Annotated in this window: 17 protein-coding genes; 12 read left to right on the top strand and 5 right to left on the bottom strand. The window is 72.7% G+C overall.

Annotation, left to right across the window (positions count from 1 at the left end; genetic code table 11):
* The first annotated feature begins 1 nt into the window (after nt 1).
* Genes narH through narI form a run of 3 tightly spaced genes read left to right on the top strand, consistent with a single transcriptional unit; the run spans nt 2 to nt 3,113 of the window.
* On the top strand, nt 2–1,525 hold the full coding sequence (narH, locus tag BJ961_RS16265) for a nitrate reductase subunit beta (protein ID WP_271413547.1): 1,524 nt from the start codon (nt 2–4) through the stop codon (nt 1,523–1,525).
* Nucleotides 1,522–2,334, top strand: coding sequence for a nitrate reductase molybdenum cofactor assembly chaperone (narJ, locus tag BJ961_RS16260; RefSeq protein WP_271413546.1), 813 nt, complete (start codon nt 1,522–1,524; stop codon nt 2,332–2,334). Before narH ends, narJ begins: the two co-directional genes overlap by 4 nt.
* Nucleotides 2,331–3,113, top strand: coding sequence for a respiratory nitrate reductase subunit gamma (gene narI, locus BJ961_RS16255; RefSeq protein ID WP_271413545.1), 783 nt, complete (start codon nt 2,331–2,333; stop codon nt 3,111–3,113). The genes narJ and narI overlap by 4 nt, the downstream gene beginning before the upstream one ends.
* Here the strand turns inward: narI and BJ961_RS16250 are convergent, their stop codons facing one another.
* Entirely contained in the window at nt 3,114–3,851 is a 738-nt protein-coding gene (locus BJ961_RS16250) for an SDR family oxidoreductase (protein WP_271413544.1), read from the bottom strand.
* A 135-nt stretch (nt 3,852–3,986) separates the two neighbouring features.
* Between BJ961_RS16250 and BJ961_RS16245 the strand changes: the two genes are divergently transcribed.
* Both BJ961_RS16245 and BJ961_RS16240 read left to right on the top strand, forming a co-directional pair.
* Nucleotides 3,987–4,571: a TetR/AcrR family transcriptional regulator gene (locus BJ961_RS16245; RefSeq protein ID WP_271413543.1), complete on the top strand. Its 585-nt coding sequence runs from the start codon at nt 3,987–3,989 to the stop codon at nt 4,569–4,571.
* A gap of 30 nt (nt 4,572–4,601) precedes the next feature.
* The gene (locus tag BJ961_RS16240) at nt 4,602–5,183 is read left to right on the top strand and encodes a TetR/AcrR family transcriptional regulator (RefSeq protein WP_271413542.1); all 582 of its coding nucleotides are present in this window, start codon (nt 4,602–4,604) and stop codon (nt 5,181–5,183) included.
* On the opposite strand, the gene BJ961_RS16235 is transcribed toward BJ961_RS16240, so the two are convergent.
* A complete protein-coding gene (locus BJ961_RS16235) occupies nt 5,180–6,025 on the bottom strand; it encodes a helix-turn-helix transcriptional regulator (RefSeq protein WP_271413541.1) in 846 nt (281 codons plus the stop codon). The two genes, BJ961_RS16240 and BJ961_RS16235, sit on opposite strands and share 4 nt — an antisense overlap.
* A gap of 146 nt (nt 6,026–6,171) precedes the next feature.
* On the opposite strand from BJ961_RS16235, the gene BJ961_RS16230 reads away from it, so the two are divergent.
* From BJ961_RS16230 to BJ961_RS16220, 3 genes are all read left to right on the top strand, one after another.
* Nucleotides 6,172–6,906: an SDR family oxidoreductase gene (locus BJ961_RS16230; protein ID WP_271413540.1), complete on the top strand. Its 735-nt coding sequence runs from the start codon at nt 6,172–6,174 to the stop codon at nt 6,904–6,906.
* Nucleotides 6,907–7,027: 121 nt separating this feature from the next.
* A complete protein-coding gene (locus BJ961_RS16225) occupies nt 7,028–7,843 on the top strand; it encodes an SAM-dependent methyltransferase (protein WP_271413539.1) in 816 nt (271 codons plus the stop codon).
* Between the two features lie 39 nt (nt 7,844–7,882).
* A complete protein-coding gene (locus BJ961_RS16220) occupies nt 7,883–8,716 on the top strand; it encodes an alpha/beta fold hydrolase (RefSeq protein WP_271413538.1) in 834 nt (277 codons plus the stop codon).
* 100 nt (nt 8,717–8,816) lie between these two features.
* On the opposite strand, the gene BJ961_RS16215 is transcribed toward BJ961_RS16220, so the two are convergent.
* Nucleotides 8,817–9,020, bottom strand: coding sequence for a cold-shock protein (locus BJ961_RS16215; RefSeq protein WP_003978336.1), 204 nt, complete (start codon nt 9,018–9,020; stop codon nt 8,817–8,819).
* A 330-nt stretch (nt 9,021–9,350) separates the two neighbouring features.
* Here BJ961_RS16215 and BJ961_RS16210 point away from each other — a divergent pair, with 330 nt between their 5' ends.
* Nucleotides 9,351–10,115 (top strand): hypothetical protein, encoded by a 765-nt coding sequence (locus tag BJ961_RS16210; RefSeq protein WP_271413537.1) that lies wholly within the window; start codon nt 9,351–9,353, stop codon nt 10,113–10,115.
* 115 nt (nt 10,116–10,230) lie between these two features.
* On the opposite strand, the gene BJ961_RS16205 is transcribed toward BJ961_RS16210, so the two are convergent.
* Nucleotides 10,231–11,652 (bottom strand): Gfo/Idh/MocA family protein, encoded by a 1,422-nt coding sequence (locus BJ961_RS16205; RefSeq protein ID WP_271413536.1) that lies wholly within the window; start codon nt 11,650–11,652, stop codon nt 10,231–10,233.
* Nucleotides 11,653–11,887: 235 nt separating this feature from the next.
* On the opposite strand from BJ961_RS16205, the gene BJ961_RS16200 reads away from it, so the two are divergent.
* The gene (locus tag BJ961_RS16200) at nt 11,888–12,010 is read left to right on the top strand and encodes a hypothetical protein (RefSeq protein WP_271417280.1); all 123 of its coding nucleotides are present in this window, start codon (nt 11,888–11,890) and stop codon (nt 12,008–12,010) included.
* A gap of 211 nt (nt 12,011–12,221) precedes the next feature.
* Here the strand turns inward: BJ961_RS16200 and BJ961_RS16195 are convergent, their stop codons facing one another.
* Complete coding sequence (locus tag BJ961_RS16195; protein WP_271413535.1) at nt 12,222–12,443, bottom strand: hypothetical protein; 222 nt, start codon at nt 12,441–12,443, stop codon at nt 12,222–12,224.
* A gap of 372 nt (nt 12,444–12,815) precedes the next feature.
* On the opposite strand from BJ961_RS16195, the gene BJ961_RS16190 reads away from it, so the two are divergent.
* Nucleotides 12,816–13,643 (top strand): endo alpha-1,4 polygalactosaminidase, encoded by an 828-nt coding sequence (locus BJ961_RS16190; RefSeq protein ID WP_271413534.1) that lies wholly within the window; start codon nt 12,816–12,818, stop codon nt 13,641–13,643.
* 37 nt (nt 13,644–13,680) lie between these two features.
* The gene (locus tag BJ961_RS16185) at nt 13,681–15,009 is read left to right on the top strand and encodes an ABC transporter substrate-binding protein (RefSeq protein WP_271413533.1); all 1,329 of its coding nucleotides are present in this window, start codon (nt 13,681–13,683) and stop codon (nt 15,007–15,009) included.
* Nucleotides 15,010–15,021: the final 12 nt, after the last annotated feature.

The raw sequence follows: 15,021 nt of genomic DNA, 5'->3' as shown, positions 1-15,021 counted from the left end.
CATGCGTGTCCTGGCTCAGATGGCCATGGTGATGAACCTCGACAAGTGCATCGGGTGCCACACCTGTTCGGTGACCTGCAAGCAGACGTGGACCAACCGGACCGGCGTCGAGTACGCCTGGTTCAACAACGTGGAGACCAAACCGGGCATCGGCTACCCGCGCCACTACGAGGACCAGGAGAAGTGGAAGGGCGGCTGGACCCTGGACCGCAGGGGCCGGCTGGTGCTGCGCTCGGGCGGCCGGGTCAGGCGGCTGCTGTCGCTGTTCTCCAACCCGGACCTGCCGGTCATCGAGGACTACTACGAGCCGGTGACCTACGACTACGACAACCTGGTGAGCGCCCCCGCCGGACCGGACCTGCCGGTGGCCCGGCCGCGCTCGGTGCTGACCGGGCGGCCCGCCGACATCACCTGGGGCGCCAACTGGGAGGACGGTCTGGGCGGTGCGCCCGAACACGCGGGCGGGGATCCGAATCTGAGCGGCGAGTGGGCGGAGAAGGTGAGGTTCGAGTTCGAGCAGACCTTCCTGTTCCATCTTCCCCGGCTGTGCGAGCACTGCCTCAACCCGGCCTGTGTGTCGGCCTGCCCGTCCGGTGCGATGTACAAGCGGGTCGAGGACGGCATCGTCCTGGTCGACCAGGACCGCTGCCGCGGCTGGCGGATGTGCGTGACGGCCTGCCCGTACAAGAAGGTGTACGTCAACCACGCCACCGGCAAGGCGGAGAAGTGCACGTTCTGCTTCCCGCGCATCGAGGCGGGGCAGCCGACGGTCTGCTCGGAGACGTGCGTCGGCCGGCTGCGCTACCTGGGCCTGCTGCTGTACGACGCCGACCGGGTGGGCGAGGCGGCGGCGACCCCGGACGAACGGGATCTGCTGGACGCCCAGCGCGGCGTCTTCCTGGACCCGCGCGATCCCGACGTGGTCGCGGCGGCGCGGGAGTCGGGCATCCCGGAGGACTGGCTGGAGGCGGCCCGCCGGTCGCCGGTGTACGACCTGGTCGCGCGGTACAGGGTGGCGCTGCCCCTGCATCCGGAGTACCGCACCCTGCCGATGGTCTGGTACGTGCCGCCGCTCTCCCCCGTCCTGGACGCCGTCACCGTGGCCGGCGGCGACCAGGACGACCCGGACCACGTGTTCGCCGCCGTCACCCGGCTGCGCATCCCGCTGGAGTACCTGGCGAGTCTGTTCACCGCCGGGGACACGGACGTGGTCGGCGGGGTGCTGATGAAACTGACCGCGCTGCGCTCGTACATGCGTGCCGTGACGCTCGGCGAGGAGGGCGACGAGGCGGCCCTGCGCGCGGTCGGGCTGTCCGCCGTCGAGGCCCGGGACCTGCACCGGCTGCTGGCGGTGGCGAAGTACGCCGACCGCTACGTCGTGCCGGCCGCGCACAGGGAGGACGCGGTGGCGCTGACCGCCGTGGAGAGCCGCTGCCCCGTGGAGTCCGCCGGGCAGACGCCCGGCGGCAAGGTCGCCCTCGGCCTGCCCACCCTGCGCCGTACGTCGTCGGAAGGTCCCGCATGAGCCCGCTGCCCGCCACCCTGCCCGCCATCGTCCGCACCCGCGTCCGCGCGGCCGTCCGGCGCCAACCGCCGATGTCCCCCCAGGAGGCGGAGGAACGTGCGCTGCTGCTGCGCCTGCTGTCGCTGCTGTCGCAGTACCCGGACGAGGAACTGTGCGCGCATCGGCCGCGGCTGGCGTCCGCCGTCGCGGCTCTGCCGGGGTCACCGGCCGCGCGTGAACTGAGCGCGTTCATGGACTGGTTCGCCGCCCGGGACCCCGACGCGCTCGCCCGCCACTACGTCGAGACGTTCGACCTGCGCCGCAGGAGCGGCCTGTACCTCACGTACTACCTGCACGGCGACACCCGGCGCCGGGGCATGGCCCTGCTCACCCTGGCCCGGCGCTACCGGGCCGCCGGGTGGGACACCGACGGCGGGGAGCTGCCCGACCACCTGCCGGTCGTGCTGGAGTTCGCGGCACTGGCGGGCCCCGGGGCGGGCGAGGCGCCGCTGCGTCTGCACCGGCGCGGGCTGGAGCTGATCCGGCACGCGCTGGCGGAGTGCGGCTCGCCGTACCGGCATGTGCTGTCGGCGCTGCTCGGTCTGCTGCCCCCGGCGACCGAGGCGGACCGGGCGGCCGTGGCGAGGCTCGCCGCGGAGGGGCCGCCCGACGAGGAGGTCGGGCTCGACCCCTACGGTGCCGGCCCCGGGCACGGGCCGTACGGGGAGGGCGAGTTCGCCCCGCCGTCCGCGTTCGTCCCACCGATGGCCGCCCCGCCGACCCGGGCCCCGCGCACGGCGGCCGGCCCCCGCACGGAAGGCCACTCATGAACACCGCGTCCGCTCCCCTCGCCGCCGCGTCGGCGAACGGCGCCGATCTGCTGCTGTGGGTCGCCGTCCCCTATGTCTGCCTCGCCGTGTTCCTGGCCGGACACGTGTGGCGCTACCGGCAGGACCAGTTCGGCTGGACGTCGCGCACCAGCCAGCTGCTGGAACACCGGTGGCTGCGCTGGGGCAGCCCCCTGTTCCACCTGGGCGCGTTCATGGTGATCGCCGGGCATGTGGTGGGGCTGGCCGTGCCCGCCTCGTGGACCGAGGCCCTGGGCGTCGACGAGCACATGTACCACACGGGTGCGGTGTGGGCGGGTTCGGTGGCGGGCGTGGCCATGGTCGCGGGGCTGGGCATGCTGTGCGCCCGGCGGCTGCTGACCCGGCGGATCCGGCTGGGCACCGACCGCAGCGACAAGGTGCTGTTCCCGTTGCTGTCCCTGACCGTGCTGGTGGGCATCACCGCCACCGCCGCGCACAACGTGTTCGGCGACGGGTACGACTACCGGGGCACGGTGTCGGTCTGGTTCCGCGGCCTGTTCACGCTCCGGCCCCGACCGGAGGCGATCGCCGACGCACCGCTGCTCTTCCAGTTGCACGCGCTGAGCGCCTGTCTGCTCTTCGCCGCCTGGCCGTTCACCCGGCTGGTGCACGTCTGGAGCGCACCGGTCGGCTACCTGGTCCGGCCCTACCTGGTCTACCGGCGGCGCGGCACCCCGGCACCGGCCTCCCCCGACCGGCCGAGGACGAGGACGAGGGCCGGGACCAGGACCAGGGTCTAGCTAGTCCTGCGCGGTGGGGCGGACCACGATGTCGCCCACGTCGACGCCGTCGGGCTGCTCGACGGCGAAGGCGACCGCGCGGGCCACGGCTCGCGGCGGGATCGCGATCCGGTCCCTGGTCTCCAGGGTCCGGGCCCTGGCCCCGGGGTCCGGGATGCCGTCCGCGAAGTCCGTGCGGACGAACCCGGGCGAGACCACGGTGACGCGCAGGCTGTCGCCGGCCTCCTGGCGCAGGCCCTCCGACACGGTGCGCACCGCGTTCTTCGTGCCGGCGTAGACCGACATGAGCGGGCTGATGCGCAGTCCGGCGGTGGACACGATGTTGACGAAGTGGCCCGAGCCCTGTTCCCGGAAGACGGGCAGGGCCTCGGCGATGCCGTAGAGGACGCCCTTCAGGTTGACGTCGATCATCCGCTCCCAGTCCGCGACGCGGAGTTCGTCCAGGGGCGAGATCAGGCCGACGCCGGCGTTGCTCACGAGGACGTCGAGCCTGCCGAAGCGTTCGCGTGCCAGGGCGACGAGCCCGGCGACGTCCTCGCGGCGTGTCACATCCGTGCGGACCCAGGCCGCCTCCCCTCCGTTCTTCTCGATGCGCAGGGCCAGGTCCTCGAGACGCTCCGGACGGCGCGCACCGAGCACGACCTTGGCTCCGCGCTCGGCGAGCAGGAGGGCGCTCGCCTCGCCGATGCCGCCGCCTGCGCCCGTGATCGCCACGACCTTGCCTTCGATTCCCGACATGCTGGGGTTCCTTCCGAACGGGGACGGGGACAGAGCTGTGTCATGCCCTAGAGTGAAAGTGGGGGCGCCGCCACTTCGATCCACAGTAAGCGGGGGCGCCTCCACTTAGCAACCTGCGACGAGGAGCCGCCGCCCATGTCCGATGCCACGAAACGCCCGCTGCGGGCCGATGCGCAGCGCAACCGGGACAAGATCCTGGCCGCCGCCGTGCGGGTGTTCAGCGAGGAGGGGCTGGACGCGCACCTGGAGCGCGTCGCCAAGGAGGCGGGCGTCGGCAGCGGCACTCTCTACCGGAACTTCCCCACCCGAGAGGCCCTGATCGAGGCGGCGTACCGCAACGAGGTGGCGCGGCTGTGCGACTCCGTGCCCGTCCTGCTGGCGGAACTGCCCCCGGCCGAGGCCCTGCGCGCGTGGACCCGCCGCTTCATCGACTACGCCACCGCGAAGTTCGGCATGGCGGACGCCCTGCGGGCCGTCGTCGCCTCGGGCGGCGATCCGTACGGCGACAGCCACGAACTGATCCAGGCCGCCCTGACGGCCCTCATGGACGCCGGCGCGGACGCCGGGGAGATCCGGTCCGACATCGGGCCCACCGACATGTTCGCCGCCCTCGCGGGCATCGCCCTCACCTCGGCCCGTCCCGACCAGCGCGAGCAGGCCGAACGCCTCCTCGACCTCGTCCTGGTCGGGCTGCGCCCCGGGGCGCCGCGCCCGGCATGACAGTGCCTGCCCTCACGTAGACTCCGCGGCATGGGTCGATGGGAGCCGAACGCGCGAGGCCGCCTGGAGCGGGCGGCGCTGGAGCTGTACGTGGAGCGCGGCTACGAGCAGACCCCGGTGGCCGAGATCACCAGGCGTGCGGGGCTGACGGAGCGGACGTTCTTCCGGCACTTCGCCGACAAGCGGGAGGTTCTCTTCGCCGGCTCCGGCGGGCTGGAGGAGCTGTGCGTGGGTGCCGTCGCGGCGGCGCCCCCGGCCGCGACGCCGATGGAGGCGGTGGCCGCCGCGCTCGACGCCGCGGCGGGTGTCTTCGAGGAGCGCGGCGACCTGGTCCTGCAGCGGCAGGGCGTCATCGACGCCAACGCCGAACTGCGGGAACGGGAACTGATCAAGCTCGCGTCCCTCGCGGGCGCGCTCGCCGACGCCCTGGACCGTCGGGGCGTGGACGCGATGACGGCGCAGCTGACCGCCGAGACCGCGATCGCCGTGCTCAAGGTGGCCTTCCGGCGCTGGATCGACGGGGGCCGGGAGAAGCCGCTGCGGTCCCTGCTCGCCGAGTGCTTCGACGTGCTCCGCTCGCTGTCGGCGCGGGGTGCGGCGGGCACCCCCTAACCGCGCGGCCCGGCGGTGCCGCGCCGGGTGGCGTGCAGGGAGCCGAGGAGGTCCAGGGCCTGGGCGCTCGGACTGCCCGGTTCGGCGTGGTAGATGACGAGCTGCTGGCCGGGGGCGTCGCGCACGTCGAACGCCTGGTAGGTGAGGGCGAGGGCGCCGACCTCCGGGTGCTGCAGGTTCTTGGCGTCCCGGGCCTTGCCCCGTACGCCGTGGGCCGCCCACAGGCGGTCGAATTCCGCGCTGTGCGCGGTGAGTTGGGCGACCAGCCGACGCAGCTCCGGGCTGTCCGGGTCGTGGCCGGCGCCCTCGCGCAGGTTGGCCACGGCGGCCTGGGCCGCTCTGTCCCAGTCCGCGTAGAAGTGCCGGCCCGCGGGGTCGAGGAAGATCATGCGGGCCAGGTTGTCCGCCGGGTCGAACGGGGCGAAGAGGGCCTCGGCCAGGGCGTTGGCGGCGAGGACGTCCAGGGCGCGGCCCAGGACGAACGCCGGGGTGTGCGGGTACCCGTCCATCAGCCGGCGCAGCTCCGGACTCACCCCTGCCGCCGTGTGCACGGAGCGTTCCCCGCCGGGTGCGGCGCCGGCCAGCCGGAACAGGTGGGTCCGCGCGTCGCCGTCCAGGCGCAGGGCGCGGGAGAGGGCGTCCAGCACCTGGGGTGAGGGGTTGCGTTCGCGGCCCTGCTCCAGGCGGGTGTAGTAGTCGGCGTTCACCCCGGCGAGGACGGCGACCTCCTCGCGGCGCAGTCCGGCGACCCTGCGCGTCCCGTGGCTGACCATGCCGACGTCCCGCGGCAGGAGGCCGGCCCGGCGGGCGCGAAGGAAGGCGCCCAGGTGGTTCTCGTCCATGCCGTACAGGCTAGGCGGCCGCCGGGCCGCGCTGCCTGGGTGTGCCGCACCCGGGCAGGGACCGTCCTGGTTCGGGTACGCCGACCCGCACAGACTCGGTGGCGCAGTCAGTCGCGGAGACATCCGCCCCACGAGAGGACATCGTCATGACGCGGACCGGCAAGGTCGTCCTGGTGACCGGCGCGAGCAGCGGGATCGGTGAGGCGACGGCCCTGCGCCTGGCGGCCGACGGCCACCGGGTGCTCCTGGGCGCGCGCCGCACCGAGCGGCTGGAGAAGCTGGCCGGGCGGATCACCGCCGGCGGGGGCACCGTCGGCTTCCGGCGGCTCGACGTCACCGACGCCGCCGACGTACGGGACTTCGTGTCGGCGGCGGTCGAGCGCTGGGGAAGGGTGGACGTGATGGTCAACAACGCGGGCGTGATGCCGCTCTCGCCGCTGTCGGAGTTGAGGGTGGACGAGTGGGACCGGATGCTCGACGTGAACGTCCGCGGGGTGCTGTACGGCATCGCGGCCGCTCTGCCGGTCATGCGGGAACAGGGCGGCGGGCATGTCGTGAACATCGCTTCGGTCGGCGCGTACGAGGTGGTACCGACCGCCGCGGTGTACTGCGCCACCAAGTTCGCCGTGCGCGCCCTGTCGGAAGGGCTGCGCCAGGAGTCGGCCGGGGACGTCCGGGTCACTGTGGTGTCCCCGGGCGTCACCGAGTCGGAGCTGGCCGACTCCATCTCCGACCCGCGAGCGCGTGAGGACATGAGGACGTACCGCTCGGTGGCCGTCCCGGCCTCCGCGATCGCCGACGCCATCGCCTTCGCCGTCTCCCGGCCCGCCGAGGTGGACGTGAACGAGATCGTGGTGCGCCCGGCCGCCGGCGCGCAGTAGGCGTCCGGGCGGTTGTCCGGGAGGTCTGCGGTCCGTCGGGCAACCGGTGTACGCGTGGGGGGCGTTGCGACGTAGGTTGTGGTCAAGCACCCATGCCTCGGCTGAAAGACGGACCGCACCCATGAGCGACCCCTCGGCGACCCCGGGCCCCGCCGCGCAGCAGAAGATCGACACCTCGGTGCCGCACTCGGCCCGGATCTGGAACTACTGGCTGGGAGGGAAGGACAACTACCCGGTCGACGAGGAGGCCGGCGACGCGTACACCGCCGTCTTCCCCGGCATCGTCACCATCGCCCGCAGCAGCCGCGCCTTCCTGCGCCGCAACATCACCCATCTGGTCGCCGAGGCGGGCATCCGGCAGTTCCTCGACATCGGGACGGGCCTGCCGACCGCCGACAACACCCATGAGGTCGCGCAGCGGATCGCGCCCGAGGCGCGGATCGTGTACGTGGACAACGACCCGATGGTCCTCGCCCACGCCCGCGCGCTGCTCTGCTCCACCCCCGAGGGGGCGACCGCCTACATCGACTCCGACGTACTCGACCCCGACGCCGTCCTCGCGGCCGCCGCCGAGACGCTGGACTTCGACCGGCCGGTCGCCCTGGTTCTCAGCAACATCCTGGGCCACATCGCCGACTACGACCAGGCGCGTTCCGTCGTCACCCGGTTGCTGGCCGCTCTGCCGTCGGGCAGCTACCTCTCCGTCAACGACGGTTCCCGCGGGACCGATCCGGGCTTCGAGCGGGCCCAGGACGCCTACAACGAGAGCGGTGCGGCTCCGTACGTCCTGCGCACCGTCGACCGGATCACGTCGTTCTTCGACGGCCTGGAGCTGGTGGAGCCGGGCGTCGTCCCGGTGAACCGGTGGCGTCCGGAGCCCGGCTCGCCCGCGCCCGAACCGATCGGTGAGCACGGCGGGCTCGCCCGCAAGCCGTGACGCGACGCCCCTACCGATCCGACCGGAAGGAATCACCGTATGTCCGAGTGGCCGTTGACCGAGTCGTTCCCGAGCAGTTCGGGCACGGTGCGCTGGAACCGGCTGGGTCCGGCGGACGGGCGCCCGCTGGTCCTGCTGCACGGCACGCCGTTCTCGTCGTACGTGTGGCGTGCGGTGGCCCGTTCGCTGGCGCGCGACCACCGGGTGTTCGTCTGGGACATGCCCGGCTACGGGCGGTCGGAGAAGTACGCGGGGCAGGATGTGTCCCTGGCCGCGCAGGGCCGGGTCTTCCACGAGTTGCTGGGCCATTGGGGTCTGGCGGAGCCGCTCGTCGTCGCCCACGACTTCGGCGGCGCGGTCGCCCTGCGCGCCCATCTCCTGCACGGCGCGGGTTACCGGGCGCTCGCCCTGGTCGATCCGGTGGCGCTGGCCCCCTGGGGGTCGCCGTTCTTCCGGCTGGTGCGCGATCACGCCGAGGTCTTCGAGAAGCTGCCGCCGGCGCTCCACCGGGCGCTCGTGGGCGAGTACATCGCTTCCACCGGTGGGCCGGGACTGCGCCCGACGGTTGTGGACCGGCTGGTCGAGCCCTGGCTCGGAGAGTCGGGACAGCCCGCCTTCTACCGGCAGATCGCCCAGGCGGACCAGCGGTACACGGACGAGATCCAGGACCGGTACTCCGGCATCAGTGTCCCGACGCTGATCTGCTGGGGCGAGGACGACGCCTGGATTCCCGTGGCGAAGGGACGCGAACTCGCGGGTCTGGTCCCCGGTGCCCGCTGGGAGCCGATCGCCCATGCCGGTCATCTGGTCCAGGAGGACGCGCCCGCCGAGTTGACGGCCGCACTGCTCGACTTCCTTGGCCGGGTCTCCTGAGGACCGCGCACCGCAAGGCCGCCACGCGGGCGGCACGCCACGGGGCAGGTGCCCGGGAAACGAGTTCCCCGGGCACCTGCCCCGTTCGGCGGTCTCCCGGTCAGGCGGGGGTGATGTTCTCCGCCTGCGGGCCCTTCTGGCCCTGGGTGATGTCGAAGGTGACGGCCTGGCCTTCCTGGAGCTCGCGGTAGCCCTGGGCGTTGATGTTGGAGTAGTGCGCGAAGACGTCGGGGCCGCCGCCGTCCTGCGCGATGAAGCCGAAGCCCTTTTCAGAGTTGAACCACTTGACAGTTCCGCTGGCCATGCCTTTTGCCTTTCAGCCGTTATCGGATTCGCACCGCGCGAACCCGGAGGTGGTCGTCCTGGTCCTCCGGCATTGCACAGCAAACCGCCCGCACTCCAAGGCGGGCGGTCTGGGCGAACCACGACATCTGCTGCTGACGCTACACGGCATGTCCGAGCCTCACCAGTGAGTAAGGGGTGTGAGCAGGAACCATGTTGCCGACCGGGGCCCTCGCCGACCGCCGTGCGGGTGCCCTCTGCGCCATCCGGGGGAGAGGGCGAGGCGGCCGCACACCCCGGTTCCGTATGTGGTCTAGCTATGAGTAGTCCACACACGGAGTCGGAGATCGATATGACCGTCAGGAAAGCGCTGGCCCTGGTGATCGGCGCTGTCATGTGCACCGGCGTGCTGGGAACCGGCTGCGCCCGGGAGCACGCGGGCGCCTCCTCGCAGGCCGCACAGGCGCCCGGCAGTTCCGCGGCGCGGTCCGCGTCGCCGCGCCCCGCTCCCCCGCGTTCCTTTCCCGACCCGCTTCCCGGGATCGGGCCGGCCATGCGGGCGCGTCTCCCGGCCGGCACCCGGCAGGCCCTGGTGGTCACCGGCGAGACCGAGAGTTCGTCGCAGGCGCGGGTGGTGCTGTACGAGCGGTATCCGGCCGAGGGCTGGCGGGCGGTGGGCGGGCCCTGGCCCGCCCACAACGGCCTGCGCGGCTGGACCGACGACCATGAGGCGGGCGACCTGCACACGCCCGTCGGCGTCTTCGGCCTCAGCGACGCGGGGGGCCGGCTGCCGGACCCGGGCACCCTGCTCCCGTACGACCAGGATCCGGGATTCGCCGTGTCGGGCACCGGGTATCTGGGCGAGCCGCTGGAGGGGTCGTTCGACTACGTGGTCGCCATCGACTACAACCGGGTGCCCGGTACGACACCGCTCGACCGGACCAGGCCGCTCGGTGAGGACAAGGGCGGCGGGGTCTGGATCCATGTGGACCACGACGGTCCGACCAACGCCTGCGTGTCCCTGAGCGAGGAGCACATGCGCGCGTTGCTGACCGCCCTGGACCCGGACAAGGAGCCGGTCGTCGTCATGGGGCCGGAAGAGGCCCTGGCGCGTTAGAGCGCCCGGGGCGGGCGCCCGGGCCTCTTCCGGGCGGGCATCGCCGGCGGCGCGGGGGCCGGGCGGCTCGCACGAGCCCGGCCCCCGTGGCGCCGTGGCGCCCTGGCGTCCGTGTTCAGCCCAGCGGCGGCATGTCGGTGGGCGCCGAGTCGAGGCCGGGCCTGCGCTCGCGCCAGGCGCCGCGGGTGAAGTCGGGGATCTCGACGGGGCGGCCGCCGCGGGCCAGGGACGTGACGCTGAGGGGGACGGCCGAGCACCAGGCGGCCGAGTCGTAGACGTCGATGTCCGGCACGAGGCCCGCCCGCATCGACTGGACGGTGCGCCACTGCAGGACGTAGTCCATGCCGCCGTGGCCGCCGTTGTTCGCGGCGTCGTCGCCCACCTTCCGCCACAGCCAGTGGTCGTACTCCTTGCGGTAGCCCTCGAAGTCGCGCCAGGTGTGGCCGCTGTGGTCCGGCTCCACGTAGACGCGGGCGCCCGTCGGTGCCGGACCGGCGTAGTCCTCGACGATGCCGCGGCTGCCGGCGAGGGTGTTGATGCGGCTGTAGGGCCGGGGCGAACTGACGTCGTGCTCCGCGCGGATCGTCCGTCCCCTGGCCGTTTCGATCATGCAGGTGACCAGGTCGCCGTTGACGTAGGTCTCCTTCCAGGACGGATGGTCCCGGGGGACGAAGCGGGCGCGGTAGTCGGCCAGTCCCTTCGGGGCGGTGGCGGTGGCGCTCAGGGTCGTCATGCGGTCGCCGCGGTTGACGTCCATGGCGGCCGCGATCGGGGCGAGCCCGTGCATGGGGTAGAAGGACGCGGTGCTGCGGGTGTGCCAGAGCCGGCGCCAGGAGTCGGTGTAGTAGGTGTCGGAGAACAGGAGTTCGCGCAGGTCGTGGAGGTAGCCGCCGTGGCCGTTGGTGATCTCTCCGAACAGGCCGTCGTGCGCCGCGTTCAGCATGGCCAGTTCGTTGCGGCCGTAGCTGCAGTTCTCGGACAGGAGCAGGTGCCTGCGGGTGCGCTCGGAGGTGTCGACGAGGTCCCACAGTTGGCGCAGTTCGGTCGCGACGGGGAGTTCGACGACGGCGTGCCTGCCGCTGAGCAGGGCGGCCCGGCCGTGCTCGTAGTGGAACTCCCAGGGGGTGGCGACGTAGACGAGGTCGATGTCGTCGCGTCGCAGCATGCGGGCGTAGGAGTCGGCGGAGCCGCCGTACTCGGCGGGGCGCGGGTTGCCCTTGCTCTCCAGGCGGTCGGCGGCGCTCCTGGCCCGGTCGGCGCGGATGTCGCAGACGGCGGTCACGGTGCAGCCGGGCACGGCGGCCCAGCCGGTGATCATGCCGCCGCCCCGGTTGCCGAGGCCGATGACGCCGACGCGGACGGTTCCGTGGACGTCGAAGGGGACGCCGATCATCGACTTCTGGCCGGGCTTGCGGCGGGGCGCCCGCCCGGCCGCCGACGCGGACGGTGCGGCGGCGCCCATCCCGGTCGCGAGCGCGCCGGTGGCGGCGGCCGAGCCCAGGAGCAGACGGCGTGAGACAGCGGGGGGTTCGGACATGACGGCAACACTCCTCGTGGGCTTCGGGCAGCACGGTCGGGGCACGGTCGGGCGTTGTCGAGCACTGTCGGGGCATGACTCTGCGGGGTCAGCCGTGACATGTCAATACGTGCTCGATGCGAAGCACTTCCGAGCACTTCCGCGCACCCGCAAGGGTGGAAGGTGCCGAAGATCCCGAAGGTGCCGCCGTATTCCGCCCCGCACCACCCCGCACGTCGAGAGGGTGACCGGATCCTTGGTGGTGAAGCCCCCGGGCAGCCCGACGGCGACGGCCGACCGCCACCTGGGGACCGGCTTCACCTCGGCGCCCGGCGCGGACACCGGCGACCCGCAACCGCGCTTCCACCCGAGCGACTGACAGACGCTGCGGCAGAGCGACGACTACCCGCTGGTGGCGGCGATCGACGACAGCGCCATCACCTACACCGCGGACGGGCGGCCGTTCGGCACGCATGGCGCGCGGTACCTGCCCGAACGGCCGGGGTCGCGGCCGGGGTCGCCGGGTACCGCGCCGCCTGGTAACGGGTTCGTGGACGAGGTGTCCGGCCCGTGATGCCCGGCGGGGACGGTCAGAACAGCCGCTCCTGACCGGGCGCGGGCCGTCCTCGCCGGTTGCGCGGCCGGGCACTGGGCTCCGGCGCCGTCTCGCCGAACAGCGGGGCGGTGCCGTACTCGTCGGGCTCGGCGGGGACGGTGGCGGGTCCGGTGCCCACGTTGAGGACCAGCGGGGCGTCCCGGTCGAAGTCGCCCGGCGTCATCGCCACCCACTCACGGTCCTGCCGCTCTCCCACGCACCGACACCTCTCTCGCGCCGCCCGCCGCGACCACGCGACGCTACCAGCCCGGTGGAAGCTCGGTGATCACGGCTCCCACCCGGCCCGTATCCATCTTTCCCGGGCGTCCTGGGGCCGACGCATCATGATTGATTCTGCATCGAATAGGCCACCTTCGATCAAGTTCGTGCACCAGCTCTCTCGTTTCGAACTCTTGACAGGGGACGGACCCGGTCGATTTACTCCCGATCAACGCCGATGCCCGTGATCGGCGGCAGAGGTACGCCCAGCCGGTAGCTGGCTTCGCGCCAGGAGCCCGGACTGAGTCGCCAGGACCCGCCACGCGCGTCCGAGGCGGGGACGTGCCCACCACCCTCCGGAGCTCGAACCATGAGCCGTGTCCAGGGGTACACCCCCAAGAAGCCGGTGCTGGCCGGCGTATGCGCCACCGCGGTCCTCGTCACCGCCGCCGCGCTCGTCCCGGGCAGCACCCCGGCCGAGGCGGCCACCTACACCCCGCCTCCCGCGCACGCGGGCTTCGACTACCAGATCGGCGGCGCCTACACCCCGCCGGCCGGTGTGCAGGTGGTCAGCCGCGACCACTCGGCCTCCCCCGCGCAGGGCCTGTACAACATCTGCTACGTCAACGCCTACCAGGCGCAGCCCGGCGCCGAGGGCGACTGGGACGACGACCTGCTGCTGCGCGACGCGAACGGCGACGTCGTCTACGACACCGACTGGGGCGAGGCCTTCCTCGACATCCGCACCGCCGACAAGCGCGAGCGGATCGCCGAGAAGGTCGGCACGTGGATCGACGGCTGTGCGGACAAGGGCTTCCAGGCCGTCGAACCGGACAACTACGACAGCTACACCCGCGCGGGCGACCTGCTGGACTCCGCCGACGCCCAGGGGCTGATCAGGCTGCTGGCGGAGCGCGCGCACTCCGACGGCCTGGCCATCGGGCAGAAGAACACCGTCGAACTGGCCCCGAACCGCGAGGAGAACGGGCTGGACTTCGCGGTCGCCGAGGAGTGCGGCGAGTGGGACGAGTGCGGCGACTACACGGCCGAGTTCGGCGACCGCGTGATCGTCGTCGAGTACACCGCCAAGGGCCTGTCGAAGGCGTGCGCGGGATTCGGCGACGAGCTGAGCATCGTCCGGCGCGACCTGGACGTGTCGCCGAAGGGCAGCAGCGGCTACGTACGTGAGACCTGCTGATCCCGCCCGACGGCAAGTGAAGTCCTTGGAGGTGGAGATGGTTGCGGTCCGACGTGCCGCGCGTCCCTCGCGCAGGGGTGTGCTGCGGGCCGGCGGGGGTGCCGCCCTCGCCGCGGTCGCGGGCACCGCGGTGTCCGGCTGCGGGGCCGGTACGGACGACGGCGTCGCGGCCGACGGCACGGTCACCGTCGAGATGTGGCACGGCCAGGCGGACACGGCGAAGAAGGTCCTGGAGGGGCTCGTCGCCGACTTCGAGCGGGCCCACCCGAAGATCAGGGTGAAGCTGGGCGGCGGGGTGCTGTCGGACGTGATGCTGCAGAAGGTGACCGCCGCCCTCGCCGCCGGCTCCTACCCCGACATCGCCTACATCTTCGGGTCGGACCTGGCCCGGGTCGCCCGCAGTCCGCAGGTCGTGGACCTCACCGACATGGTCGGCTCGGGACCCGTTCCGTGGAAGAACTACTGGGCGGCCTCCAGGGACGCCGTCACGCTCAACGGCAGGGTCAGGGCCGCCCCGGCGGTGCTCGACTCGCTCGCCGTGGTCTGCAACAGGAAGCTGTTCCGCGAGGCCGGGCTGGCGCTGCCGGAGGCCGGCTGGACCTGGGAGGACTTCGTCTCCTCGGCGCGCACGCTCACCGAGTCGGGCCGGGGCCGGTTCGGCACCGGCTGGCCGGGCACGGGCGACGAGGACACCGTGTGGCGGCTGTGGCCGCTGATCTGGGACCTGGGCGGCGACGTCGTCGACGACAGCGGCAAGGGCATCGGCTTCGCCGACACCGGCGCCCGGGCGCTGGAGGTGGTGTCCGACCTGGCCCGCGACGAGAGCGTGTACGTCGATCCCAAGCCCGGCAGCGAGCAGATGTACCAGGTGTTCCAGTCCGGCCGCATGGGCATGGTGGTCACCGGGCCGTGGCAGCTGCCCGACATCGAGACCGCCGGAATCGACTACCACGTCGCTCCCCTGCCCTCCTTCAGCGGCCGCCCGGTCACCATCTCGGGGCCGGACACCTGGACGGTGTTCGACAACGGCGAGGCCCGGTCCGAGGCCGCCCGCACCTTCCTGACCTGGCTGGCCCGGCCGGAGCAGGACGTGCGCTGGGACATCGAGGCCGGCAGCCTCCCGCTCAGCCGCCGCACCGAGGGCCTGCCCCAGTGGCAGGACAAGGTCGCCCGCACGGAGGGCCTGGCCGTGTTCACCACCGCGCTGGAGACGGCGCGTGTGCGCCCCGTCCACCCGGCGTACCCGGAGGTCTCGCAGGCGCTCGGGCAGGCGATCGTCGCCGTGCTCCTGGGGCGCAGCACGCCCGAGAAGGCGCTGCGTGCCTGCGCCGACGAAGCCAACGCCGCCCTGCTCATTCCGCGTTGAGGAGCCACACCG

It is taken from the genome of Streptomyces lienomycini, assembly GCF_027947595.1.
In the GTDB taxonomy this organism is placed as follows: Bacteria; Actinomycetota; Actinomycetes; order Streptomycetales; family Streptomycetaceae; genus Streptomyces; species Streptomyces lienomycini.
Note: the sequence above shows the minus strand (reverse complement) of the source record. Positions and strands in the feature narration are given on the sequence as shown.

Coding starts and splice junctions, on each gene's coding strand:
- narH (WP_271413547.1), top strand. CDS start 2: ATGCGTGTCCTGGCTCAGATGGCCATGGTGATGAACCTCGACAAGTGC.
- narJ (WP_271413546.1), top strand. CDS start 1,522: ATGAGCCCGCTGCCCGCCACCCTGCCCGCCATCGTCCGCACCCGCGTC.
- narI (WP_271413545.1), top strand. CDS start 2,331: ATGAACACCGCGTCCGCTCCCCTCGCCGCCGCGTCGGCGAACGGCGCC.
- BJ961_RS16250 (WP_271413544.1), bottom strand. CDS start 3,851: ATGTCGGGAATCGAAGGCAAGGTCGTGGCGATCACGGGCGCAGGCGGC.
- BJ961_RS16245 (WP_271413543.1), top strand. CDS start 3,987: ATGTCCGATGCCACGAAACGCCCGCTGCGGGCCGATGCGCAGCGCAAC.
- BJ961_RS16240 (WP_271413542.1), top strand. CDS start 4,602: ATGGGTCGATGGGAGCCGAACGCGCGAGGCCGCCTGGAGCGGGCGGCG.
- BJ961_RS16235 (WP_271413541.1), bottom strand. CDS start 6,025: ATGGACGAGAACCACCTGGGCGCCTTCCTTCGCGCCCGCCGGGCCGGC.
- BJ961_RS16230 (WP_271413540.1), top strand. CDS start 6,172: ATGACGCGGACCGGCAAGGTCGTCCTGGTGACCGGCGCGAGCAGCGGG.
- BJ961_RS16225 (WP_271413539.1), top strand. CDS start 7,028: ATGAGCGACCCCTCGGCGACCCCGGGCCCCGCCGCGCAGCAGAAGATC.
- BJ961_RS16220 (WP_271413538.1), top strand. CDS start 7,883: ATGTCCGAGTGGCCGTTGACCGAGTCGTTCCCGAGCAGTTCGGGCACG.
- BJ961_RS16215 (WP_003978336.1), bottom strand. CDS start 9,020: ATGGCCAGCGGAACTGTCAAGTGGTTCAACTCTGAAAAGGGCTTCGGC.
- BJ961_RS16210 (WP_271413537.1), top strand. CDS start 9,351: ATGACCGTCAGGAAAGCGCTGGCCCTGGTGATCGGCGCTGTCATGTGC.
- BJ961_RS16205 (WP_271413536.1), bottom strand. CDS start 11,652: ATGTCCGAACCCCCCGCTGTCTCACGCCGTCTGCTCCTGGGCTCGGCC.
- BJ961_RS16190 (WP_271413534.1), top strand. CDS start 12,816: ATGAGCCGTGTCCAGGGGTACACCCCCAAGAAGCCGGTGCTGGCCGGC.
- BJ961_RS16185 (WP_271413533.1), top strand. CDS start 13,681: ATGGTTGCGGTCCGACGTGCCGCGCGTCCCTCGCGCAGGGGTGTGCTG.